We start from the raw sequence: 21,868 nt of genomic DNA, 5'->3' as shown, positions 1-21,868 counted from the left end.
ACAACGTCGCCGCGCATCACAGCGCCACCTTCAGAACCGCCGTGACGGCGATGTTCGCGAGCGCCAACGGGATGAGGAACTTCCAGGCGAAACGCTGCAGCTGGTCTTCGCGGAAGCGGGGCAGGGTGAACCGCACCCAGAACACCACGCCGGTGAGTGCGAGGGCTTTGGCCAAGATGATGACCGGGCCGAGCACGTGCATTGCGCCGATCGGAACACCCCAGGCTGCGGGCAGTGCCCAGCCGCCGAGGAACAGGGTGGCGGCCACGGCGGAGAACCCGACGGCGGAGGCGAATTCCGACAGGAAGAACACCAGGAACCGGATGCCGGTGTATTCGATGTGGTAACCGCCGACGACCTCGGATTCGGCGATCGGCATGTCGAAGGGGGTCTGGCCGAGTTCGGCTTGGATGGCGATCATGAAGATCACGAACCCGATGATCTGGGTGAAGATGTACGGGTTGCCCATGAAGTCGAGGCCGAAGATCGAACCGTTGGCCTGGGCGCCGATGATCTCTTGCATGTTGAGGGTGCCGGCCTGGATGACGACGCCGACCACCGCGAGCACCATCGGCAACTCATAGGCGATGAGCTGACCGGCGGCACGGATGGCACCCATCAGGGCGTATTTGTTGGCCGAGGCCCAGCCGGCGATGAGGATGCCGAGCACCGACAGCGACGACACCGCCAACACATAGAAGATGCCCATCGGCAGGCTGGACACGAAAGCGTTCGGCCCGGCCGGGATGACCACGAACACCAAGAAGGTGGTGGCCAGCGCGATGAACGGCGGGATCTTGAACAGCTTCTGGTCGGCGTTTTCTGGGATGAGGTCTTGTTTCTGGATCCACTTGCCGACCTCGGCCACGAGCTGCAGCGAACCGTGCGGGCCGGCTTCCATCGGGCCGAGGCGCGACTGCATGAACGAGACGAGTTTGAACAGGAACAGATACACCGCCACCGCAGCGCCGGTGAGCAGGATGCCTGCACCCGCGCCGACCCGGATGAGGGTTTCGATCCAGTACGCAAGGCCGATCATCGGTCGATGTCCCCCAGGATGAAGTACAGCGAAGCGAGGATCGACACGACGTCGGGCACGTAGGTGCCGCGCAGCACCCACGGGGCGATCGAGATGTTGTTGAAGCTCGCCGTGCGGATCTTGACACGGAACGGAACCAGGTCGCCTTTGGAGACCACGTAGTAGCCCATCTCACCGAGCGGGTTCTCGGTGGAGACGTACGCTTCGCCGGCGGGCACCTTGATGATGCGGGGCACCTTGGCCATGACCGGCCCCGACGGGATGGTGTCGAGGAGCTGGTCGACGATCCTGGTGGATTCGCGGGTTTCCTGCAGGCGCACCCAGTAGCGGCTGAAGCTGTCGCAGTCGGGGTGGGTCCAGACCTTCCAGTCGACCTTGTCGTAGGCGAGGCCGATGTTGTTGTCGCGACGGATGTCGTAGTCGATGCCCGAGCCGCGCAGGTTGGGACCCGAAAGCCCGAATTGCTGGGCGACGTCGGGCGGGATGACCCCGATGCCGCGGGTGCGGGCCTGGAAGATCTCGTTGCCGACGATGAGTTCGTCGATCTCGTCGCAGAAGTCGCGGATCTTTTGCATGACGGCCTTGGCTTCGACGATCCAGCCCTTGGGCAGGTCGTCTTTGAGGCCGCCGATGCGGTCGAAGTTGGGGTGGAAGCGTCCGCCGGTGACCGCTTCGATGAGGTTCAGCACGTGTTCGCGGTCGCGGAACGCATAGAACAGCGGGGTCATGGCGCCGAGCTGCATGGCGGTGTCGCCGAGGAACAGCGTGATGTTGGCCATGCGGCTGAGTTCGAACAGGATCGTGCGGATGTGCTGGGCGCGGGGCGGGGCCTCGACGTCCATGAGCTGTTCGCACGCCAGGATGAAGGGCACCTCGTTGGCGAAGCTGCCGAGCCAGTCGAGGCGGTTCACCAGGGTGGTGACCTGCGGGTACGAGCGCACCTCGGTGAGCTTTTCGTAGCCGCGGTGCATGTAGCCGATGATCGGGTCGGCCGAGATGACCTGTTCGCCGTCGAGGCGGGCCACGATGCGCAGCGAGCCGTGCGTCATCGGGTGCTGGGGCCCCATGTTGAGGGTCATGCCCTCGGTTTCGAGTTCGACATTCAGGCGGGTGTCGTTGGCCTGCGCCGCGGCGTATTGGAGTCGTTGACGATCGCTGATCGCGGTCATGATGCCGCCTCCTCGTTCGATGCGTCGGAGTCTTCGGAGCCGTCGCCCGGCATGGGTTCGACATCCACGATGCCCGGCCACGGCTTCACCATGCGTGCGAGCAGCGGGAAGTCTTTGCGCAGCGGGTGACCTTCGAAGTCGGTGGGCAGATAGAGCTTGCGCAGGCCGGGGTGGCCGACGAAGTCGATGCCGAACATTTCGTACATCTCTCGTTCGTGCCAATCGGCCCCCGCGTAGACCTTGGTCCAGGTGCCGATGGTGGGGTTCTCGTCGCCGGCGTCGGCTTTGAGGGTGATGCCCCAGTGGTCCTTGAGGTTGGTGACGCGGGCGAACACCTGAAAGCGGGTATCGCCACCGGCGTAACCGGTCTGCATCGGCTCGGGGGCTTTGGGCTCGGTGTTGTTGATCGCCATGTCGACCGCGGAGTCGAGGGAGCGACCGAACGGCGAGGGCATCCAGTCGATGGCCGAAAGGAAGCTGAAGAAACGGGCGCCCATGACGGTGCGCACGGTGTTGGCGACCTCGGCCCAGGCGTCGGTGCGGACCCGCACCCAGATGTCTTTGCCGGGAATGATGTGTGAGCCGACGATGGCATCGCCCATGAGCGAGGAGAGCTCGGCGAGGAGTGCGTCGCGCAGCGGGTCGGGTTCGCGAACCTCTTCGGGCTCGGGCTCCGGAGCCGGCGCGGCGGCTGCGGTCTCGTCTGCCGCGGCCTCTGTGGCTTCGGCGGTTGCCGCGGTTTCTTCGGCGGTTTCGTCAGTCGACGACAATGGGATCACCTCGCCAACGGCTCTGCATGTCTTCGGTGCCGATGCGCTGTTGCAACAACACGACACCTTCGAGGAGTGCTTCGGGTCGGGGCGGACATCCGGGGACGTACACGTCGACGGGGATGACCTGATCGACGCCCTTGGTGACCGAGTAGGAGTCCCAGTACGGGCCGCCGCAGTTGGCGCACGAACCCATCGAGATCACGTACTTCGGGTCGGGCATCTGCTCGTACAGGCGGCGGATCGGCGGGACCATCTTGTCGGTGACGGTGCCCGACACGACCAGCAGGTCGGCCTGGCGGGGGCTGGCCGGCAGCGGGATGACGCCGAAGCGCATCACGTCGTAGCGGGGCGAACCGAACGCGGCACCCATCTCGATGGCGCAGCACGCAAGCCCCCACTGGTAGGCCCAGAGGGAGTATTTGCGGCCCTGGTTCAACAGCTTGCCGAGCGGCTTGGGAATCTTGCCGCTCTCGACGAGGCCTAGACCCACTTGAGGACCCCCTTGCGCCAGGCGTACACGAGGCCGAGCAGAAGAATGAACACGAACACGCCCATCTCGATGAGGCCGAACACCCCGTAGGTTTCGAGGCGGGTCGCCCAGGGGAAGATGAACACGGTTTCGATGTCGAACAGCACGAACAGCAGGGCGAAGATGTAGTACCGCACGTGCGACTGGGTCCACATCGAGCCGACCGGGTCGACGCCGCTTTCGTAGGTCTTGAGCTTCTCCGGTTGCACCCGGTTGGGCCGCAACAGGTAGCTCAGGCCGAGCAGCAAACCGACGAGGCCTGCACCGACAGCGGCGAATATCAGTACAACGAGGTACTGCCGGAGAAAGTCACTCGCGGTCCACACGGCCTTAGAACTTACTCAGCGTGCGGCTCGCGAGCCAAAGTTGACGAGATGCGGTGCTTGTCACAGGCGACGACGGGGTGCTCGCGGCGCTAGGCATCACGCGACAGCCGCCACTCACCATGCGCAACGTCTGGGCCAACGCGAGGTCAACCCAGACACTGCGCATGCAGGTACGACTCACTGTGCGATCCAGGCGGCGATCCCGCCCGCCATGGCACTGCCCACCGTGATCGCGGCGAAGATGGTCGAGATCATCCACACCATCTGGCGATGCATCGCGTCCTTGAACTCCGACCGCTGCTTCTCCATCTCCGACCGCAGCTTCTCCATTTCGAGGCGAAGCTCAGCGTTGAGCAACGCAAGGTCCGTCTTCGTCGCGACGTCACCCCAGCCCAGCGGCGGAAGATGTTCCATCAACGTCTCCGCTTCGTCCGCACCGATCGCTTTGATCAGCGCGCTCTGCATCGCATACCGCGACGCGTCGGTAATGGCCATCATCGATTCCTTCATCAGCGAACTCAAGAGGAACCGTGTTCCGAGAACCACTCCGTCCATCAACCACTGACGACGGCGGCGTCTCCCAACGTATCGAGCGAACCCCAGCGAGACAACCCCTCTGCGATGGCCGCTGCGGCAGGCTGGCGAGGCGAAGTTTGCGCGTCCGGACTTCACGCAAGGTCGCCACGCGGACGCCGTGGAGCCAAACGTCGAGTTCAGCCGGCATCGTCTCGCTCACGCGCTCGAACAACGATTTCCACGCCGAGGCGCCGAAGGACCCGAAACATCCGATCGGTCTGCACCGTGGCGTGCCCGCGCTCAAGATTCGAGAGGTAGGAGCGATGGATCCCACAGCGTTCAGCGAGTTCGGCCTGATCGAGTCCGCGTTCGTGACGGAGGCCGACGATCGCACGTCCGAGACCTTTTCCATCACGCACGACCCATTCGTTGTGCATGCGCCACCTCCCGATGTGGGCGATGTCTGAATACTCAGACATCGTTGAGCGTATCGCAGATGTCTTGAGATCCCGACATCACCTTGGGTTCGAGATGGTCGATTCGGTCGATGGCTGCCGACTCATGCGCAACGTCTGGGCCAACGTCCGGGCCGACCCGAGGTCGGCCGAAACGTGCGACTCAGGGGCGACTCAGTGCGCTATCCAGGCAGCGATCCCGCCCGCCATGGCACTGCCCACCGTGATCGCGGCGAAGACGGTCGAGATCATCCACACCATCTGGCGATGCATCGCGTCCTTGAACTCCGACCGCAGCTTCGCAATCTCGCCGTTCAAATCCGACCGCAGTTCCGCGATTTCGTCTTTCAACTCTGACCGCAGCTTCTCCATCTCGAGGCGAAGCTCCGCGCTGAGCAACGCAAGGTCCGTCTTCGTCGCGACGTCACCCCAGCCCAGCGGCGGAAGATGCTCCATCAACGTCTCCGCTTCCTCGGCCCCGATCGCTTTGATCAGCGCACTCTGCATCGCATACCGCGACGCGTCCGTAACATCCATCACCGATTCCTTCCATCAACGATTTCAAGAGGGAACCGAGTTCCGAGAACCACTCCGTCCATCAACCGAAGAAGGCGGCGGCGTCTCCCAACGTACCCAGCGAATCGCACCGCGACAACCCATCTGCGATGCCTCCTGTGGCAGGCTGGCGAGGTGGAGGTTGGCGAGGGCGGCGACGAAGCACGCGAGGCCGGCGGTGATGCTGCAGCAGCGGCGCGGTGGCGACACGCCCCGGGTTGGGTGTGGCGCGCCATCCCCGGGCGGGTGCTGCTCGCCGCACGCGGCGGGCTCGAACGCACCGTCGAAGGCATCGCGGTGCCGGTGTGGATCGCGTTGAGCGAACCGGCGACGATCAGCGAACTGGTCGAGGAGTTCGCCGAGGTGTGGCCCGATCAGCCGCCGAGCCGAGACGCCATCAGCGAGGCGCTCGAGGTGATGGCCACACACGACCTGGTCGTGTGCGACCCGGTGGCCCAAGGGCCGGTGGCGAAACCATGATCGACCAACCATGAACGACCAACAGGCGTCGGTGGCCCACCCCGACGACGTGATGAAAGCCCTCGCGGTTCGCGGGCTGCGCGGGGCGCAGGTGTCGGTGGCCGACCTCGCACCGTTCGATCACCTCGACCCGAGATCGCTCGTCGGTGCCGCCGAGGCGACCCGAATGCTCGGCCCGATGCTGGGCGCGGTCCACGATGGTGAGTTGGATTTCGACGACGACTCGACCCGGTTCCTCGTCGAGCGTCACGAGGCGAACATGTTGTGGGCCATCAAACTCGAGGCCCGCATTCTGGAGATGCGCGACCTGTTCGCTGCGGCCGGCGGAGTGCGCCACCTCATCTTGAAAGGCTCCGCGATCGCACATCTCGACGAGGACGACCCGGCGATGCGCTCGACCTCCGATGTCGACGTGTTGGTCGCCGCCGACGACCTTGACCGTGCCGTTGGCGCGCTCAGCGCTGATGGGGCCACACGACAGTTCCCACAACGCCGTCCGGGCTGGGACCGCCGTTTCGCCAAATCGGTCACCATGACCGGCACCGACGCCATCGAGATCGACCTACACCGGATGCTGTGCGACGGCGTGTTCGGGGTGCGACTGCCGCTCGAGGAGTTGTTCGCCGAGTCCACCCCCTTCGAACTCGGCGGCGAACGCGTCGGCGCGCTCTCGCGACCACATCGGTTCCTGCACGCGGCCTGGCACGCGGTGCTCGGCTCGAGACACCCGAAGCTGTTGAACCTGCGCGACCTCGCCCGCTACATGGACTCCCCCGCGCTCGCGCCCGACGCCATCGCGCCGATCGCCCGCCACTGGGGCGGCGAAGCGGTGCTGGTCACCGCGATTCGAGAGGTCCACGACGCGCTCCCCTTCCAATCGCCGACGTGGACCGACTGGGCACACCAGACAACACCGACAATCCCACAGCGAGAATTCGAACTCGTCGAACGCCACCGCAACGAAGGCTCCTCATTCGGCCGAGCCAAAGTCGACATGTGGCGCGAACTGCCCAGCCTGCGACTGAAGAGCGCCTACGCGTGGGGTGCCGTCGTTGGGCGCCTGCGACGCTCCAGCGACGCGCCCGCTGGCAGCGAATAGCCCCGCACTCCGACGATCGGCGGGTGCCAACTTTCGCCAGTTGCCGGGCAACGATCCGCCGGCTCGAAACCGCTTCAACTACGGTCCGAACATCGCCAGCGGCACGACCGCCACTCCGTCGGGTCGGCGGTAGGCCTCGGGCCCTGAGTGCAACACGATTGTGTCGATGCATTCCGTTCCAAGGCGGTCCTTCAACCACACCAGGTGACGGACGTGCCCATCATGAACCGTGGCGGCGAGTTTCACCTCGATTCCCAGAACCCCGTCGTCGGTTTCCACGATGAAGTCGACCTCGCGACGTCCCGCTTCGGTGCGCAAGTGGTGCACCTGCGCATCGTTTGCCTGGGCGAACACCCTGACGGACAGTCCGGCGAGGTTCTCGAACAGCCCTCCGAAGAATCCACCATCTCAAGGCTGCACCGACTCCGGGGCGTCGCCACCCAAGAGCCGGGTGGCGCTACGCCGTACAAGTCGAACCGCGAGTGCAGGGTCGGCGAGATAGTGGCGCTGTGAGTGCGACAGGACACCCTGATGATTGTTCGCGGGGCTCCACGCCAACACGGTCGCTGAGTGTCGGGCCACCAGACCGGCAAGGCTCAGGTCGTGGGTGACAATCCGTTCGATATAGCTGTCGAGTTGACGCGCCAACGCTCGACGCTCGAGAGAGCGCATCGCCGGAAACCCGCCGGCGACCATCTCATCGACATAGTCCCGGAGCGCCACCTTCGTTCAACCGCCAACGGCCTTGTTGCCCGCCAACAATGCGGCGAGCGACACCGTCGGAACCTCGACTCCACGCTCGGGAAGCGTGAGCGGACGCATCCGCATCGATGTGATCCGGCCCGCTCCAGAATGCGACTCCGCCATCGGAGCCGACCCGGTGAGCAGAAACTGGCCGCCTCGATAATCCTTATCGAGGCGGCGTCGAACGACGTCCCACGTAGGGTGAACGCGCTGCCATTCGTCCACGAGCAACGGTCGCTCATCAGCGGCGATGATCGGAGAGGCGCCCGTGCGGGTCGATCCGGGTCGATCCGGGTCGATCCGGGTCGATCCGGGTCGACGAACACGCCGCGTTCATCGCATATCCGTTCGCCGGCAGAGCGATGCAGACACGTACGATCTAAACCCATGAACTGCGGCACCAACGACGAGCAGATTCCAGGTGGGCAATGACCGGCGCCGCTGACAGCGCGGTAGCACCCAAGCCGATCACCGTCGCGGTCCTGTCGCCGACACTGTGGCATGCGGGCGGCATGGTCCGCTGGTCACGCGAACTCGTTCGCGGCCTGGAGTTGGTTGCTCCGCCGGAACGTCTCGACATCCACGTGATCGTGCGGCATTCGAGCCATCTCGCCCAACAGACCGTCGAGGAGTACGGACTCCGCTGCACCATCCACGAAGTCCCGGTTCTGCGAGAAACGACGCGCACCCGGATCGACGCTGTGCGCCGGATGGCCGCCACCCTGCGGTCGATCTCGCCCGATGTCGTCGAGGTGCCGGCCGGGTCGCTGTGGCTGCTCGGCGTACGAGGCCCTGGTTGCCCGGTGATCGTCACGGTGCACGGCTTTCCGTCAAAGGATCTGATCCCAACCCACGATCGGCTCCTCGCCCGTCAACTCGCAAACCGAGGCAAGGCGGTCCTTGTCGCAAACACCGAACGTCTACGGACACCGCTCGACCAAACCATCGGCGTACCGGCAGGCACCTCCATCACGCTGCCTGCAGGCACCGACGACGAACCGACCGACGAAACCCAGGAGTTCCGCGAGTTGCTGCGCGATTCGTTCGGATTCGCGGCCGACGAACAAGTCGTCGTCGGACTTGGCCGGCTCGTACAGAACAAACGCTACGACCTGTTCATTGAGGTCGCCGACCGGCTTCGGTCACAGGCCGAGGCCGCCTCCAAGCGTCCACCGCGATTCATCGTCGTGGGCGATGGACCCGAGCTGGCAACACTTCAGGCGGAGGTGTCGCGGCGCGGCTTCGATGAGACGGTTCGATTCGTCGGACACATCACAGCGCCAGGCGGCTACCTGCTCGGCGCTGACGCGTTCCTCCACCCATCCGACACCGAGGGTGCCCCGTTCAGCGTGATGGAAGCGCTGCTGGCCGGCACGCCGGTCGTTGCCACAGCCGTTGGAGGTGTGCCGGACCTTGTCAACACGCCGCTCGAGGGACGAGTCGTCGCGCCCGGCGATGTCGACGGACTCGTCGAGGCGCTCGCAGCCGAGTTGGAGACGTCCAGCGACGTTTCGGACTTGATGACGCGGCGCGACGCCCGTGCAGCGCAGGCGCGTTCACGCTTCTCGCTCGAGACCATGGGTCGGGCGCACCTCGAACTGATCGAACGTCTCGCCGGGCGCATTTGACATCGACGACCCCGTCGAGGTTGCGAGCCGGGTCTCAGCCAACCCACGCGACCACCGCCGAACTACGCATCACCTGCGCTGGTGCAGGCCTCCACTTTCGGTCGTCATCCTCGCGGAGGATGGGCCGAGGGGGTGCAGCAGGCATCGCCGACGATTCCACAGCGAGAATTCGACCTCGACGAACGTAACTTCAAAGAAGGCACCTCATTCGGACGAGCCACGATCGACACGTGGGGTGAACTAACGGACCTGAGACTTAAGAGCGAGTACGGGTGGGGCATTCGCAGTGAGGTGGTGGCGACGTCGCGTACTGAGGATTCACCGGGGCCGCATGGGCTTCGTGGCAATTGTGGAGCGTACGATCTGTGCCGTGGACCGTGTGATCAAGTTCGTGAGAGTCCTGGTGGTCCTTGTCGTTGCCTTCGCCGGGGGTGCTTTGGCGATGGGAGCGTTGACCCAGCTGCTCATTCACTTGTTCTGACATCTACGGCTCACAAGGTTCTCCACGATGGCTCGGGTGGTTGCGACCAAGGTTGTTGATTCGTAAGTGCCTTGTATCATGAGAGTCCAATGCGGGCTGTACCTGGCGAGGAGTTGGATTGACGAACGAACCTGCGGGGAACACCGAGGTTCCCACCGGGGAGCGGGAAGTTCCGACCATCGACGCACAGTTGATATCGGTCGCCCCGCTGACCGATCGGCACCTGATCTCGCTGCCGGATCCGTCAGCGGAAGGATTGGAGGGTTTGCTCGGGCAGGCGAACGACCGCCGCTTGGCCGACGCGCTGGACCGGATCAACCGGCACCTTCCCGGCCAGGTCCTTCGCCCCGACGAGGACGGCGCCTCCGGTTCCGCCGATGTGTTCGACGTGAGTCTTCAGGTCACAGCAGACGAGCTCTGGGATGCCATGACCACGATCGCCCATCACGACAACCTGCATCCGGGCCGGATCGCGTTTGGGCTGTCCGCCGCAGAGGAGGGTGTCGACGACCATCTCGCTTTCGCGACCAGTTATGGGATCCACCGCCCCAACCTCGGGGCAGTGGGAGTAAAGGCCCAACACGGAGCCGCAGTGGCGATCCACGGTATCGAGTGGCATGTGGCAGCGCTCTATGGCCTGGTTGCAGACCTGGAGACGGTCGGCGGGAGGCCGTGTTCGGCGAGTGTGATCGTCGTCACCGGCCCGGCGATCCACGAGGAGCCCGCGGAACGGCTCGTCGACGTATTGATCACACCCGTCGACGGTGCGGTCGTCGCTCGGCGTCGAGTCCCGGCCTCGGCCGGTGAGGATGTCTCAGCCCCAGCTGATGGTGGCGTCTCTGGCGAGCAGGCTACCGTGCCACCGGGTCGAGCGGTCGTAGCTCTTGCTGGCCAGAGCGTCGCGTTCAGCGCTGCCGACGGAGGTTGTGTCCTGCTGGTGCGGGTCGAATTGCCGATGGCCGACCCGTGGGTCGACGTGCTGGCGGCTCAGGCCACGGCCCGCTTCCACCCGTTGTTGCGTGCCGATCTGCCGACGAGCTTCCAACGACCCATCGAGTCCTACGGAGGGACCCTTTACGACGACTTGTCCAAGTTCCGCGCCGAGGTCGAGGCCGCCCTCGGTCCCAAGGCGTTGGACCATGCCGCGGCGTTCGCCCGAGCGGGCCTTCCTCCACGTACCAGCCGGGATGTCGGGCTGCTGACCTCGCTGGCCTTCCGGGCCGAACCACACGGCGACGTGCGATCCCCCGCCCACGCCGGAGTCATGGTGACCCAGGTCGACGACGCTCAGCATCTGGTGGTGGGAGGAGGGGTCTTCACCTTCCCCGAGGGAGTCGCCGAGGTGATGGCCCCGCTTCTCGACGGGCGGCCACTCGAGGTAGCCGAGGTGCTGGGTCGCATAGCGTCGACGGGGCTCGACGACGTCGACGCGCGAAAGACGTTGATCGAACTGGTGCACGCCGAACTCTTGGAACCGCTCCGATGAGCACACGACAGGACGTCCCCACAGGAACCACCGAAACCGATCTTTCGGCACGCGCTCCCGGTTACCTCGCCGGCGGGGTCGTGCGCCTCGTCGATCCCTCCGAGATGAAGGGACGCACGCTGCGGCTTCCTGACCCTGATGACCCGTTGGAGGCGCCGCTCGCCGCGGCCAACGAGCGCTCAATCGACGTCGCCGACGAGTATCTCTCGAAACTGTTCCCGGACCTTCCGCTCGGGCGCTTCGCCCAGGCGACAGACGCCACGACGCTGGTGGTGGGTCGCAGCGCTCCGGAGTTGCTCGACTCCATCGGGCCTGAGCGGCTGGTGGAGGAGATGTTCCAACGCCTTAACTTCGAGCCGCCGGGCCAGATCCGCTTCATGCGCGACAAACAAGCCCGCGATCTCGGCGACATCGCGACAACCCACCCACACCCCTACCCGGGTGGACATGTCCGGTTGCGCCCTGCTGCTCTGGCAGCGGCCTTAGACGAGGGCTACACGATGGTGCTCGACGGAGTCGAGCTCCGCAACGGTCCGTCGATGCTCCTGGCGGAGATGTTCGAACGGCTCTTCGGGTGCGCCGTGAACATCAACGGCTACCTGTCGACGCGCAGCCACACGTCGTTCGGGGCGCACTGGGACGACCAGGAGGTGGTGATCGTCCAGTTGCTCGGACGCAAGGACTGGGTGGTGGAGGCACCGCCGGCGCTCTCGCCGCTCAAGTCGAGCCACGGCGACGCCACCTCCGGCCGCACGGTCTGGGAGGGGCGCCTGCATCCCGGCGACGTGATGTACATCCCCCGCGGCTGGGGTCACCTCGTGCGCGGCATCGACGAGCTGAGCTACCACTACACGATCACGATCCCCCGCATCAACGGGATGCGGATTCTGAATGGCGTGCTCTCTGAGGCGGCGACCACCGGTCGGGTGATGCGACCAGGGGTTGGCACTGCGATGCAACCCGCAACGAGGGTGTCACTGGCCCACCTGGATGTGCTAGACGCTGATCAACTCAGTTCGGCTGTGAGATCGGCGTTGGCGGTTGTCCGCCTCGGCATGCCCACCCGGCTGGTGCAACCTGCGAACGCCAGCCTGGCGTTCGCAGGGCGTGCCACGATGGTGCGATCAGCGTGTCCTGGCGGCTGGGTTGTGGCAGGCACTGCTGGCGACGAGGCGTTGATCGGTATGGCCAACACGATGCTGGCCGTGCCTCGCACGCTGGTTCCTCAGATCGCCGCGCTTTTCGACGGCGGCAACCACCAAACCAGCGACGTCGCCCCAGACATGGTTGCCGGCCTTGTCGACGCCGGTTTGCTCGGGTTGATGATGTGAGTTGTTCATGTATGATGTATAGACTGTTTGTCTGGCGCGGCGTTCTGGGGAATGCGGCTGAGAGGAGGCCGGAATGAACGAGCAGATGGACGTTGCACAAGCAACGTCGATCGACGAGGATCGCGCTCGCCTCGACCGGCGCACGGCGATGCGAGCAGCACTTGGTGGAGCGGCAGCCGGCGCGGCCTTCATGGCACCACGGATCGACGGGTTGAGTGTCGCCCCCGACTACGCCGCCGCAGCAACCGCCTGCACTATCGGGGCCGCCGGTACGAGCGTCACAGTAAATGGCAACTCAGCGAAACGGACTCCTTGTTGGGGCAGTCGCTACTTCGCGCTTTGCTTCGGTGGAACTCCCACCTTCAACGGAAGCGGGTGTGGCGGTGCATGGAACTGTGGGAACACCGGGAACTGGGCCAGCGGCGATGCCAACGGTGCGACCAACGGGATCGCGTTGAACCTCGCTGGGTCGCAGCTTCGCTACGCAATTGCAGGTTCAACCAAGCAAATTGGGTCGTCTGGGATCGCGAAAAACTGGACCAACGATTCCCGTAGTCACATGAAGATCAATACCGTTGCCAGCCCGTTCAATTCATGCAGTGCCACGATGTCGCTGACTTGTAAGAGCGGCGCGGGGGCGCACTTTAGAGACGTGGGTAATGACAACGGCAACAACGGCCTGAACGTGAACAACACGAACGACCCAGCGAGCTGGACGCGGACATCCAGCTTCAACTCCACCAACGCATGGAACACTCGATGGATAATTGCCTGCTCGTCCTTCGAGAACAACTCCTACAGCTACAACAACAACGGCAACGGTACTGAACTCAGCACATCGACAATTGTCATCAACTTCACCTGTTCCTGTAATGCCTAACATCACCAGCGTCGCCTTGGCGAAGCAGGTACGACTTCCCAAAGCATTCGCGTCACATACCATCGGATGAGCGAGACTTCGAATCGGCCTCAGCACTTGCTTCGGCACCTTGACACCGATGATCTCCCCGAATCAACCGGCGTCGGTGACGAAGCGTTCTGGACCGCAACCCCAGGTTGGCTACCAGAGATCGCTCGTCGCCGGATGCGTGAGGGACTGCTCGTGTGGACCGCTGATGAGATCCTCGCTGTGCCGGGGGTTCCCTCGGCGATTGTCGAGCACTTCGACGGCCAGACGTCGTTGCTGGTGCTCGCCGAGGACTTCGCCGAAGCGGCCCGTGTCACCCTCGATGAGGCGAAGCGACATGTCGCGCTCGCGACGACGTTCCTCACGGCTCTCGGTGCCTGCGACCGCTCTCCGGTGCAACTCCCCCCGGAACCGGAGCGCAGCGAGGAAACCGATAATCCGATGCCTTCCGACATGCGAGATGGCGGTTTCCAGACGCTCGCTGAACTTGAGCGCCGTGGCACCGCTTATCAACTCGAAGACGGACGAAAGGTCACCAAGAGCGTCGACCACGACGGCAAGGTCGTCACGATCGAGGAGACCCCAAACGGGGAGAAGACCATCTCCACCACGATCACGATCGACAGCAGCTCGCCCGCCGGTGCAAGACAGCTCGCTCAGATCATGGCGGGTGATCGTTCACCTGCCGAACTCGCCGGACCCGACACGTGCGTCGGTGCCCGCCTCCGCGCCGGCGACGACATCCCCCTGACCAACATCCAGAGCCCCGGTGGTCACGTGCTCTCGGTTCGGTGCCAGGACGCCCATGTCCGAGTCCTTCTAGAGGAGCGCTTCGGCGACCGCGTTGTGGTCGACGAACGCGGCCCCGTGTGCGTGTTCACCACAACGGCCTTCGAGGGCACAGGGCCGGTGCGGGTGTATGACGGCAATGCCCAGCGGCGAGGGCGCCCCCGGTCCCCGCTCGAAACCGTTGACCTGGTGGACCACCTTCTCGGCGAACATGACGCGTTGATGAGCGGTTTCGAGCCAGCCGGACCACTGGCCGTTCCGCTGGCGGTTGCGACGCGAGGCGACCAGACCATCCTGATTCCGACGTCGCGCGCCGACGAGGCCAGCTTGCATCAGATTCTACGCAAGCAGGGGTGGACACTGATCTTTACCTCCGCGTGGATCGACGCTCGCGGTCACGTCGCCGTCCCGACGCTGTCAGGGCTGGGGACTCCGATCGTGGCGGACACCACCCTTATCCTGCCGAATGGTGTCCCCGACGCGGAGTTGGTGATCCTCCTGACCCCCCTCGTCCCGGTTGATCCAGAACACCGCCAAGTCGCCCTCGACCGCATCGGGGACTTTGTCGAGCAGGCCCCTCGATTTGTCGTCCATGACCTCAGCGCGATCCCACTCTGACGGCGTGACCGTTCTCGCTCAGGGCGACTCCGTCGTCGCTCGGCCGATCGCAGGTGGGACCATCGCTCTCGTCGGAGACGGCCGACCCGTCACGCTCGACTCGATGCGCGAGCGCCTGCTCGCGGTGTGCGCTCGGCCGACGGACCGCGAGGAACTCACCGAGCTGCTCGCAGAGGTCAGCGGGCAGGCGCCCATCGAGATCGCCGCAGCGATCGACGAACTGCTCGATGCCGGGCTACTGCGCCTCGCCTGAACGTCGCTGCCGCAGGTGGGCCACAACGAAGTCCCACCGATCCCGCCACCGAGGGATCACCGCGACCGTGACAGCAGCCGGCAGCGAGTACGACCACCGTCGCCGGTGGTAAGCGGCCAGGTACAGGGGCTCGCGGCGACCCGGACGCGCGGACTCGATCGCGTCGACCAACTCCGGCGTGGACCCGCCCGGGAACGTCGTCTCGGCCATCCTCGCCGCTCGTTGCACCACCGCGGTCACGCCCCAGTCGGCAGCGGTCTCGACCACATCGGCTGCCCCGGTCGGGGTGCGGGGCGCCGTGGCGATGAGGTCACGGACGCTGTGCAGGCGAGGCTCGGCGCTGCCGAGCACCGTGTGCAGACAGGCGTGGAGGAACCGGTGCGTCGGACACAGCGCCCGGTACCACCGCCCGTGGACCCGCACCGGCACCGCGTGGGCGTGCAACTCGGCGAGCGCGACCATCTCGCCGAAGGGTCCCGGCGTGAGGGTCCGGTGGAGGTCGACCTCGAACGTCGGCGCATCGCGGTCCCTCCAGTCGCCACTAAAGCGGCGGCGCAACGTCACGCTCTTGGCGAAGCGTCGGTCGAAGTCGGCCGACACCTGCGGGAAACACCGCTCGAACCCGTCGGCGAGCAGCGTCGCAACCGCTGCGTCCATCTGATCCGCCGGCACCAACAGGTCCAGGTCACCGAAGTCCCTCAGGTGCGGGGGCAACGGGCCATCGTGCGCGCTCACCGGCCCCTTCAACAGCACCGGTCGAACTCCAGCCACCTCGAGGATGTCGACGATCCTCGGTAGTTCGCGTTCGAGCAGCAGGCACGTCGACTGACCCGCCATGTGGGTGCGGTGGACCTGGTCGCTCACCGCGTCGCTCTCGGCGTGCCGGCCGCGGACAAGTTGCTCGGCGAGGACACCGGCGCAACGCCCAGTCGCCGCGGCGTCGGCGTCTGCGGAAGCGATCGGCGTGGCAGCGACGATCGACCCGACGGGCCGGCCGGACAAACCGAACGCCAGCGGAGCGCCGGCGTCGGTGGGTGGGACTGCTCGCACGGGCCTGCCGATCACCTCCGCCAACCGGGCCATCGCCGGCCCGCCGGTGTCGCCGCGTTCGATCGCGTCGATCTGTGCCGCGTCGACCACGGCGAGTACGCGGCTTTGCCCGTCGTGCAGCGCGGCACTCGCCTCGAAGCGCACAGCCCGTACGGACTCGTCGTCCGAGTGGTACGGAGAGCCGGGCCCCGTGGCGTCGCCGCTGGCGGCAGGCCTGCTCGATGCCCGGAGCCGGTGCGGCACTACGAGCTCGCGCCGCAGCGGCGGACGGATGTCCGCAATGAGTTCAGCGGCCTCAGCCGCGTCGTTGAAGACGAGTTCCCAGGTCGCCGCTCCAGCGGCGATCGGTGCCAGAACGTCCAGGGCGGACGGCCCCATCCGGATCCCGTCAAGCGAATCGCCCAACAGCGCCACGCACGCCTCCGCCGGGGACAACGACCGGAAGTCGGGAGTTTCATCTTCGCAGTAGCGCAACAAGACGATCGCCCCGACCGTGGTGTGTGGCACGACCGTCGCCCCCAAGCGACTTGCCCGCAGGTGTGCCCGGCCGTTAGGTGCCGACAGCAGTCGGGCCAGAACATCTTCGAGAGCGCGGCCGAAGTATTCGAGCGACCCTGCCTTGAGCGTCAGCGGCTTGGGGTAGGCGGTCACCGTGCGGGTTCCGGGCGTCACCGTCAGGCATTCATCGGTGAGGTAGGCGGCGCCGCGTCGAAGCAACTCAACGGTGACCGTCGACTTCCCGCTCCCCGAGGCCCCCGCAAGGATCACGCCTGCGCCGTCGATTTCAACGGCCGCGGCGTGCAGGTGCAAGCGTCGCGGGTCGAGATGGAACGCGAGTCGGTTGAGTCGGCCGACGACGACGTCGAGCAGATCCGCTTCGGTGTCCGCCCCGATCCATACGTCATCGTCCCCGTCGGGGTACAGACGCCAGCCGTCGTCGACCTTGGTGGCACGCATCTCCGCCACTGCGGCATCGGGGCCTGGCCGCCACCGTGCCGAGGCAAGATCGCCGAGCGCGTCGGAAACCATGGCTGGTAGGCCTCGAATCGCTACCACCGCGTTCGGCAGCAACAAGTCGACCCAGTCCGATCCGCCCGCCGTCTGGGTGGCGTCAGTCGTCGTCACCCTCGGAGCCGAGCTCATTGATCACCCCAGCCGCCAACGAGAACGCTAGCGCCGAGGTTGCCAGGCGGTAGCCGGGTGCTTTCCCGTGGCCGGCCGCAGCGACCGCCGCTCCGATCCACACGGAAATACACCACGGGCACACGGCAAGCTCCGCCAGTTTGGGGTGACCTCCACGATCCATCGCCTGCACATATTTGAGGCGGGGCGTGTCGAAGATCGAGTCACGGGTGACAAGGCGGGCAAGACGAGCCGTCGCAACCGCTCCGAGCGCGTAATCGAGTGCATCCATCGGATCAGCCCTCGGGTGGGACCCAGGTGTACATCGGGTGGTTGCAGCCGCACCCGCGTTGGGGTTCGAACACCAACTCGCCGACACGCCAGTTCTGCGTGGCACCGACCCGTTCGGGCTGGGTGTCGGTCCGCAGATACTCGTGGACATCGCCGGTGGCCTTGTCGAATTGCCACACGACGGTTCCGGCGTCATCGGAACGCAGGCGAAGGTTGCGAAGGATGACTCCGTCGCTCTTCGATTTCACAGGATAGAGGTGCATGGCCATCGCTGATCGGGCTCCGGTTCGTTTTGCGTTCCGGATAGGTTACCGGCCCAAGAGGCGCACGCCCCCGCGACCGGAACGAGTAGGCCCCAGCTTCAGGCGACGAGTCTGTGCTGTTCACCCGTCGATCAGGTCTTCGAGGTCGTCGAGGTCGTCGAGGACGGACTCGGCGAAGAACTCCGGGTCCGCGACATCGTAGGAGCGGGCTACGAGCCCGGCGGGGTCGACGAGGTGTGCGATGCGACGGGGGTGAGTGGTCTCCGCATCCGCCGCGCCGACCGCTCGGGCAAGTGACCCGTCGCTGTCCGACAGCAGAGCGAACGGCAACGAGTACTTCGTTCGAAACGCTGCGTTGTCGCCCGGATTGTCGAAGGAGGCGCCGAGGACTCGGCAGCCGAGTTCGTCGAAGGCTTCAATCTGGTCACCGAGGCCCTGTGCCTGGGCTGTGCATCCGGGAGTGTCGGCCTTGGGATACCAGTACAGGAGGAACCACGATCCCGCTACGTCATCGGAGGTGAAGTCGCCGCCGTTATGGGGCGCTTCGCGTTTCAACGGGGTGTGACCACCGCGAGTAGCGCCCAGTTGGGTCGTCCGGCGTAGAGCAAGGCCCGGATCCTGCAGTGGGCAAACCGTCGGAACCCGAACGCGACGCGCTTGACCCGCTTCACGAGGTTGTTGACCGCTTCGGTCGGCCCGTTCGACACCTGCGCCCGGTGCCACGCGGCGATCTGGGCCGACCAGCGAACGATCCTACGACCGAGCTGGTTCAGCTCCGCCGGGCACGACTGGTCCTGGAGGTCGACACCGAGCCGCTCGACGAACTCCGCTGCGAGGGCGGGGTCGTCGATGTCGTAGATCGACCGCACGACTTCCTTCGCGTGCCAGGCCATGCGGACCTCGCCGCGGGGGTCACCGGCTTCGAGCAGGCCTAGGAGCTTCTCTCGCCCGCGTTCCCGGTGTCCGAGGGTCTCGTTCTGCACCCGGCGCCGCACCTCGTCGAGACGCTGGTTGGCGAGCTTCACCACATGGAACGGATCGGCGAGCTGGACGGCGTGAGGGAGCATCGTGTCGAAGGCGAGACGCCACGGCCCGGACAGGTCCAGCGTCGCCCAGGCGATGCCGTCGAGCCACGCCGTGGTTCGGGCTCTGAGCCACTCACACAGCCCGGCGGCGGATCGGCCGGGGATCACGTCGAGCAGCTGGCCACGGGCGACGTCGACAACCTGGGTCGACCACGCCTGGGTCCGCCACCGGCCGAAGCGCCCGAAGAGAACCTCGTCCACACCGAGCGCCTCCACCGCGCCGACCCGGTCGACGTCCGCGTCGAGTAGAGCTTGGCCATAGGCGATCACGGCGTCGTTGATGGCGTGCCAGTCCGCGCCCAGCTCGGAAGCGACGTCGCTGACCGCTCGCCCTGCCCGACCGACCTGCAGCGTCGCCCACCGGCCCGCACGATCGGTCACCGACAACCTCGGCGCCGCGATGCGGGAGTCCTCATGGGTCCAGGACCCGACCCGACACCACGACCGCGGGCACCAGAACCGGTGCTTGCGCCACCGCAGCCTCACGGGTCGGCCGAAGCAGGTGAGGTCGGCGAGCTCGACGACGGGCCGGTCCTTCACCCACGCCCGCTCCCCGCACCCCACACAAGCGGGCGTAGAAATCCGAGATTCGACGGTGATCTCGATGCGTCCGACGAGTGGCTCTCGCACCTCGAGGATGTTCACCGCAGGCAGACCAACCAACAGCTCGCACGCGCGCGTAGCGTTCAACACAGCAGGGGCACCTCTGGATCCGACCGGCGTAAGACACCATCAGATTCGCAGGGCCCCTGCTACGCGCCCGGGACCCTAACACCCCGCTCATCCGCGAAGCACCCGTAAACGCCATCCTCGACCTGCTCCCGCAAACCGCGACGTTCAGCGACATCGACCGTGACGGGATCGAGGCGTTCATCCTGCGAGAAACCTCGGGACGTACCGCCAGGGTGCAACAGATACTCGACGGGTTCGGCAACGTGCGCTGGATCGGCCTCGACGTCGACGAGGCGCGAGCAGCGCTGCGTTCGACCGTGGCCGCCATTCTGCGGGCGCCGTCATCGGGTGATCAGGTGCTGATCGGCGGGCCGATCCTGCGCACCGATGCGGGCGCAGCGCTCGTCCATCCAGCGCTGCGTGACGTCGTGACGTCGGTCATGCGGTCGGACCTCCGCGCCAACAGGGTGTCGTTCCTGTCGACGGCACTCGCCGTGTTTCACCCAGCGGGCTCCGATGAGGATCCGCCGATGCTGGAAGTCCCGTCGCTGCCCCCTGGGTCGACTCCCGACATGGTCACGCTCAACGGCATCGTCCTACCTGGACCCGTTGCGACGTTGACCGACTCGGTCTGCTCGGCGGCGCACCTCGTTCATCGGTGGGACAACGCCGGGCTCCGAGCGGCGCTGCACTTGGTCGAGCGGCTGCCGATCGGTGTGGTCACGAGCGGTGCGCCGGGCTCGGAGTTGTTCTCGACGCTATGCGACGCGGCGTGGGGGCGGCGGTGAACCTCGGGTTTGGCGGTAAGTCCTGGGTTCGGAGGTCGGGATCGGCGAAACGCAGGCCCGACAGCGTGAGTGATGAGGGCTCGCATGGACCCGCTACCGCCGAGGTCGATCGTCGGCACGACGTAGGACGGAAACGCCACAGCGGATCCGACCGTGAGCTCCTGGGGATTCTCGGCGCCGGGGTGGGTGAGCCGACCGGCTTCCACGCCGTCGATCGCCAGAACCAACACGACGGTCAGCTTCCGGTCGGAGTGGTCGCGGGTGAGGCTCACGATCTGGTCGCCGTCGTCGAACGTCACCAGCGTGGGGTCGCCGGGCCCGTGCAACGTCCTCAGCTCGAAATGGAAGAAGCCGCTGTTCGCCTGCTCGACGACAGCGGCGACGCGTGCATCGAACTCAGCACGGTGCGGTGAGCCCGCCACGACGGCATCCTGCGCTCTCTCGACCTCGTCAGGGTTGTACACCGCCGCGGCGGCGACGCCGACGATATAGCCGTTCGTCAGCGGCGAAAGCCTCAAGATCGCTGCTTCTACGGCGATCGGCTCGAGGGTGGATCCACTCGCTACCGCGGCGTTCTCGGATTCGGCCGCACCGATGTCGAACGGGAGCGGCGAGTCGAAGCCGGGGGACGATCCTGCGGAGTCAGTCATGTCGCATAGTTCATCGCAGGGTCGGTCCGTGGATCCAACCGACGACGGTATGGCGGACGCCGCGAAACACCGGGGTCACCTCGTGAAGGCTCACCGACGGGAAGACCACCAGCGACCCCTGATTGCGGTAGCCGTCGGCCAGGCGCTCACCGAAGATCAAATCGCCGCCCTGGTAGGAGTCGCCGTCGGTGAGTTGCAGCGAGAACGACAGCTTGCGGGTGGAGTGCGACGGGCCGGCGTCGATGTGGGAACGGAAATGGTCGGCTACGGCCGCTTCGTAGCGGAGCACGGTCGGGATCTCGAAGGGCACAAACCCGGTGAGGTCGTAGCGCCACATCTCGGCGTTCGCCTGAGCGACGGCACGGCCGATGGTGTTGAGGGTCGCGCCGGCAACCGACGGCGGCAAGGGCGCCGACAGGGTAGATCGCGTGTCGGGATCGACGCCGTCGTCGTAGCCGGAGCCGGTCACGCTCGCCGGTCGCCAACCGCCTGCCCCTTCGACCGCGGCGACAATTCGGTCACACTCCGCCCGGGTTGAGTAAGGGGATCACGCTCACGGCCAGAAAGCCTGGGTTGGCGGCGGGTGCAAGGTCGACCAAGAGGGAACCTCCACTTCAAGACGGACGAAGAATGGTACCAGCGCAAGCGTCGCGTTGGATGGGGAACTTGGGGTGTTGAGGACCTCGTTCGCTTGCTTTCGGCCCGCACCGACACGTTAAGGGTCTCGTCCGCGTTCGGTTCCGTCTTGTAAGCATCCACTCGACGTCCA

25 protein-coding genes are annotated in these 21,868 nt (G+C 65.7%); 8 read left to right on the top strand and 17 right to left on the bottom strand.

The genetic code is table 11. The annotated features are described in order from the left end of the window. Positions 1–16: 16 nt before the first annotated feature. The 8 genes from M9952_04750 to M9952_04715 form a co-directional block, all read right to left on the bottom strand. Complete coding sequence (locus M9952_04750) at positions 17–1,039, bottom strand: NADH-quinone oxidoreductase subunit H (GenBank protein MCO5312233.1); 1,023 nt, start codon at positions 1,037–1,039, stop codon at positions 17–19. Continuing rightward, entirely contained in the window at positions 1,036–2,208 is a 1,173-nt protein-coding gene (locus tag M9952_04745; GenBank protein MCO5312232.1) for an NADH-quinone oxidoreductase subunit D 1, read from the bottom strand. Before M9952_04745 ends, M9952_04750 begins: the two co-directional genes overlap by 4 nt. After that, positions 2,205–2,978 (bottom strand): NADH-quinone oxidoreductase subunit C, encoded by a 774-nt coding sequence (locus M9952_04740; protein ID MCO5312231.1) that lies wholly within the window; start codon positions 2,976–2,978, stop codon positions 2,205–2,207. Before M9952_04740 ends, M9952_04745 begins: the two co-directional genes overlap by 4 nt. Then, positions 2,965–3,441 carry an NADH-quinone oxidoreductase subunit B gene (locus M9952_04735; protein MCO5312230.1) on the bottom strand — a complete coding sequence of 159 codons (477 nt, stop codon included), beginning with the start codon at positions 3,439–3,441 and terminating at the stop codon, positions 2,965–2,967. The genes M9952_04740 and M9952_04735 overlap by 14 nt, the downstream gene beginning before the upstream one ends. A gap of 20 nt (positions 3,442–3,461) precedes the next feature. Beyond that, positions 3,462–3,836, bottom strand: a complete 375-nt coding sequence (locus tag M9952_04730; protein MCO5312229.1) for an NADH-quinone oxidoreductase subunit A — start codon at positions 3,834–3,836, stop codon at positions 3,462–3,464. A gap of 177 nt (positions 3,837–4,013) precedes the next feature. Next, complete coding sequence (locus M9952_04725; protein MCO5312228.1) at positions 4,014–4,346, bottom strand: hypothetical protein; 333 nt, start codon at positions 4,344–4,346, stop codon at positions 4,014–4,016. A 203-nt stretch (positions 4,347–4,549) separates the two neighbouring features. Further along, positions 4,550–4,831, bottom strand: coding sequence for a helix-turn-helix transcriptional regulator (locus M9952_04720; GenBank protein MCO5312227.1), 282 nt, complete (start codon positions 4,829–4,831; stop codon positions 4,550–4,552). A gap of 150 nt (positions 4,832–4,981) precedes the next feature. Further along, the gene (locus tag M9952_04715) at positions 4,982–5,344 is read right to left on the bottom strand and encodes a CCDC90 family protein (protein MCO5312226.1); all 363 of its coding nucleotides are present in this window, start codon (positions 5,342–5,344) and stop codon (positions 4,982–4,984) included. 153 nt (positions 5,345–5,497) lie between these two features. Here M9952_04715 and M9952_04710 point away from each other — a divergent pair, with 153 nt between their 5' ends. Further along, complete coding sequence (locus M9952_04710) at positions 5,498–5,842, top strand: hypothetical protein (GenBank protein MCO5312225.1); 345 nt, start codon at positions 5,498–5,500, stop codon at positions 5,840–5,842. 10 nt (positions 5,843–5,852) lie between these two features. Beyond that, entirely contained in the window at positions 5,853–6,941 is a 1,089-nt protein-coding gene (locus tag M9952_04705; GenBank protein MCO5312224.1) for a nucleotidyltransferase family protein, read from the top strand. A 78-nt stretch (positions 6,942–7,019) separates the two neighbouring features. On the opposite strand, the gene M9952_04700 is transcribed toward M9952_04705, so the two are convergent. After that, positions 7,020–7,295, bottom strand: coding sequence for a DUF4143 domain-containing protein (locus tag M9952_04700; protein MCO5312223.1), 276 nt, complete (start codon positions 7,293–7,295; stop codon positions 7,020–7,022). 54 nt (positions 7,296–7,349) lie between these two features. After that, a complete protein-coding gene (locus tag M9952_04695; GenBank protein MCO5312222.1) occupies positions 7,350–7,664 on the bottom strand; it encodes a hypothetical protein in 315 nt (104 codons plus the stop codon). A gap of 449 nt (positions 7,665–8,113) precedes the next feature. On the opposite strand from M9952_04695, the gene M9952_04690 reads away from it, so the two are divergent. The 6 genes from M9952_04690 (at position 8,114) to M9952_04665 (ending at position 15,178) form a co-directional block, all read left to right on the top strand. Beyond that, a complete protein-coding gene (locus M9952_04690) occupies positions 8,114–9,313 on the top strand; it encodes a glycosyltransferase family 4 protein (protein ID MCO5312221.1) in 1,200 nt (399 codons plus the stop codon). A gap of 599 nt (positions 9,314–9,912) precedes the next feature. Beyond that, complete coding sequence (locus tag M9952_04685; protein ID MCO5312220.1) at positions 9,913–11,280, top strand: hypothetical protein; 1,368 nt, start codon at positions 9,913–9,915, stop codon at positions 11,278–11,280. Next, positions 11,277–12,611: a cupin domain-containing protein gene (locus M9952_04680; protein MCO5312219.1), complete on the top strand. Its 1,335-nt coding sequence runs from the start codon at positions 11,277–11,279 to the stop codon at positions 12,609–12,611. The genes M9952_04685 and M9952_04680 overlap by 4 nt, the downstream gene beginning before the upstream one ends. Before the next feature lie 73 nt (positions 12,612–12,684). Next, complete coding sequence (locus M9952_04675; GenBank protein ID MCO5312218.1) at positions 12,685–13,491, top strand: hypothetical protein; 807 nt, start codon at positions 12,685–12,687, stop codon at positions 13,489–13,491. A gap of 66 nt (positions 13,492–13,557) precedes the next feature. Beyond that, the gene (locus tag M9952_04670; GenBank protein MCO5312217.1) at positions 13,558–14,925 is read left to right on the top strand and encodes a hypothetical protein; all 1,368 of its coding nucleotides are present in this window, start codon (positions 13,558–13,560) and stop codon (positions 14,923–14,925) included. 4 nt (positions 14,926–14,929) lie between these two features. Continuing rightward, positions 14,930–15,178, top strand: a complete 249-nt coding sequence (locus tag M9952_04665) for a hypothetical protein (protein ID MCO5312216.1) — start codon at positions 14,930–14,932, stop codon at positions 15,176–15,178. On the opposite strand, the gene M9952_04660 is transcribed toward M9952_04665, so the two are convergent. The 7 genes from M9952_04660 to M9952_04630 all read right to left on the bottom strand — a co-directional run bounded on the left by M9952_04660 (position 15,161) and on the right by M9952_04630 (position 21,568). Next, the gene (locus M9952_04660) at positions 15,161–17,353 is read right to left on the bottom strand and encodes a nucleotidyltransferase family protein (protein MCO5312215.1); all 2,193 of its coding nucleotides are present in this window, start codon (positions 17,351–17,353) and stop codon (positions 15,161–15,163) included. The two genes, M9952_04665 and M9952_04660, sit on opposite strands and share 18 nt — an antisense overlap. Then, the gene (locus M9952_04655) at positions 17,340–17,642 is read right to left on the bottom strand and encodes a DUF1360 domain-containing protein (protein ID MCO5312214.1); all 303 of its coding nucleotides are present in this window, start codon (positions 17,640–17,642) and stop codon (positions 17,340–17,342) included. Before M9952_04655 ends, M9952_04660 begins: the two co-directional genes overlap by 14 nt. Positions 17,643–17,646: 4 nt before the next feature. After that, positions 17,647–17,904: a hypothetical protein gene (locus M9952_04650; protein ID MCO5312213.1), complete on the bottom strand. Its 258-nt coding sequence runs from the start codon at positions 17,902–17,904 to the stop codon at positions 17,647–17,649. Positions 17,905–18,024: 120 nt separating this feature from the next. Further along, entirely contained in the window at positions 18,025–18,459 is a 435-nt protein-coding gene (locus M9952_04645) for a peroxiredoxin (GenBank protein MCO5312212.1), read from the bottom strand. Continuing rightward, complete coding sequence (locus M9952_04640) at positions 18,456–19,682, bottom strand: transposase (protein MCO5312211.1); 1,227 nt, start codon at positions 19,680–19,682, stop codon at positions 18,456–18,458. The genes M9952_04645 and M9952_04640 overlap by 4 nt, the downstream gene beginning before the upstream one ends. A 631-nt stretch (positions 19,683–20,313) precedes the next feature. Further along, a complete protein-coding gene (locus M9952_04635; GenBank protein MCO5312210.1) occupies positions 20,314–21,099 on the bottom strand; it encodes a hypothetical protein in 786 nt (261 codons plus the stop codon). Positions 21,100–21,109: 10 nt separating this feature from the next. Then, the gene (locus M9952_04630; GenBank protein ID MCO5312209.1) at positions 21,110–21,568 is read right to left on the bottom strand and encodes a 2OG-Fe(II) oxygenase; all 459 of its coding nucleotides are present in this window, start codon (positions 21,566–21,568) and stop codon (positions 21,110–21,112) included. Between the last annotated feature and the right edge of the window lie 300 nt (positions 21,569–21,868).

It is taken from the genome of Microthrixaceae bacterium (genome assembly GCA_023957975.1).
In the GTDB taxonomy this organism is placed as follows: Bacteria; Actinomycetota; Acidimicrobiia; order Acidimicrobiales; family Microtrichaceae; genus JAMLGM01.
Note: the sequence above shows the minus strand (reverse complement) of the source record. Positions and strands in the feature narration are given on the sequence as shown.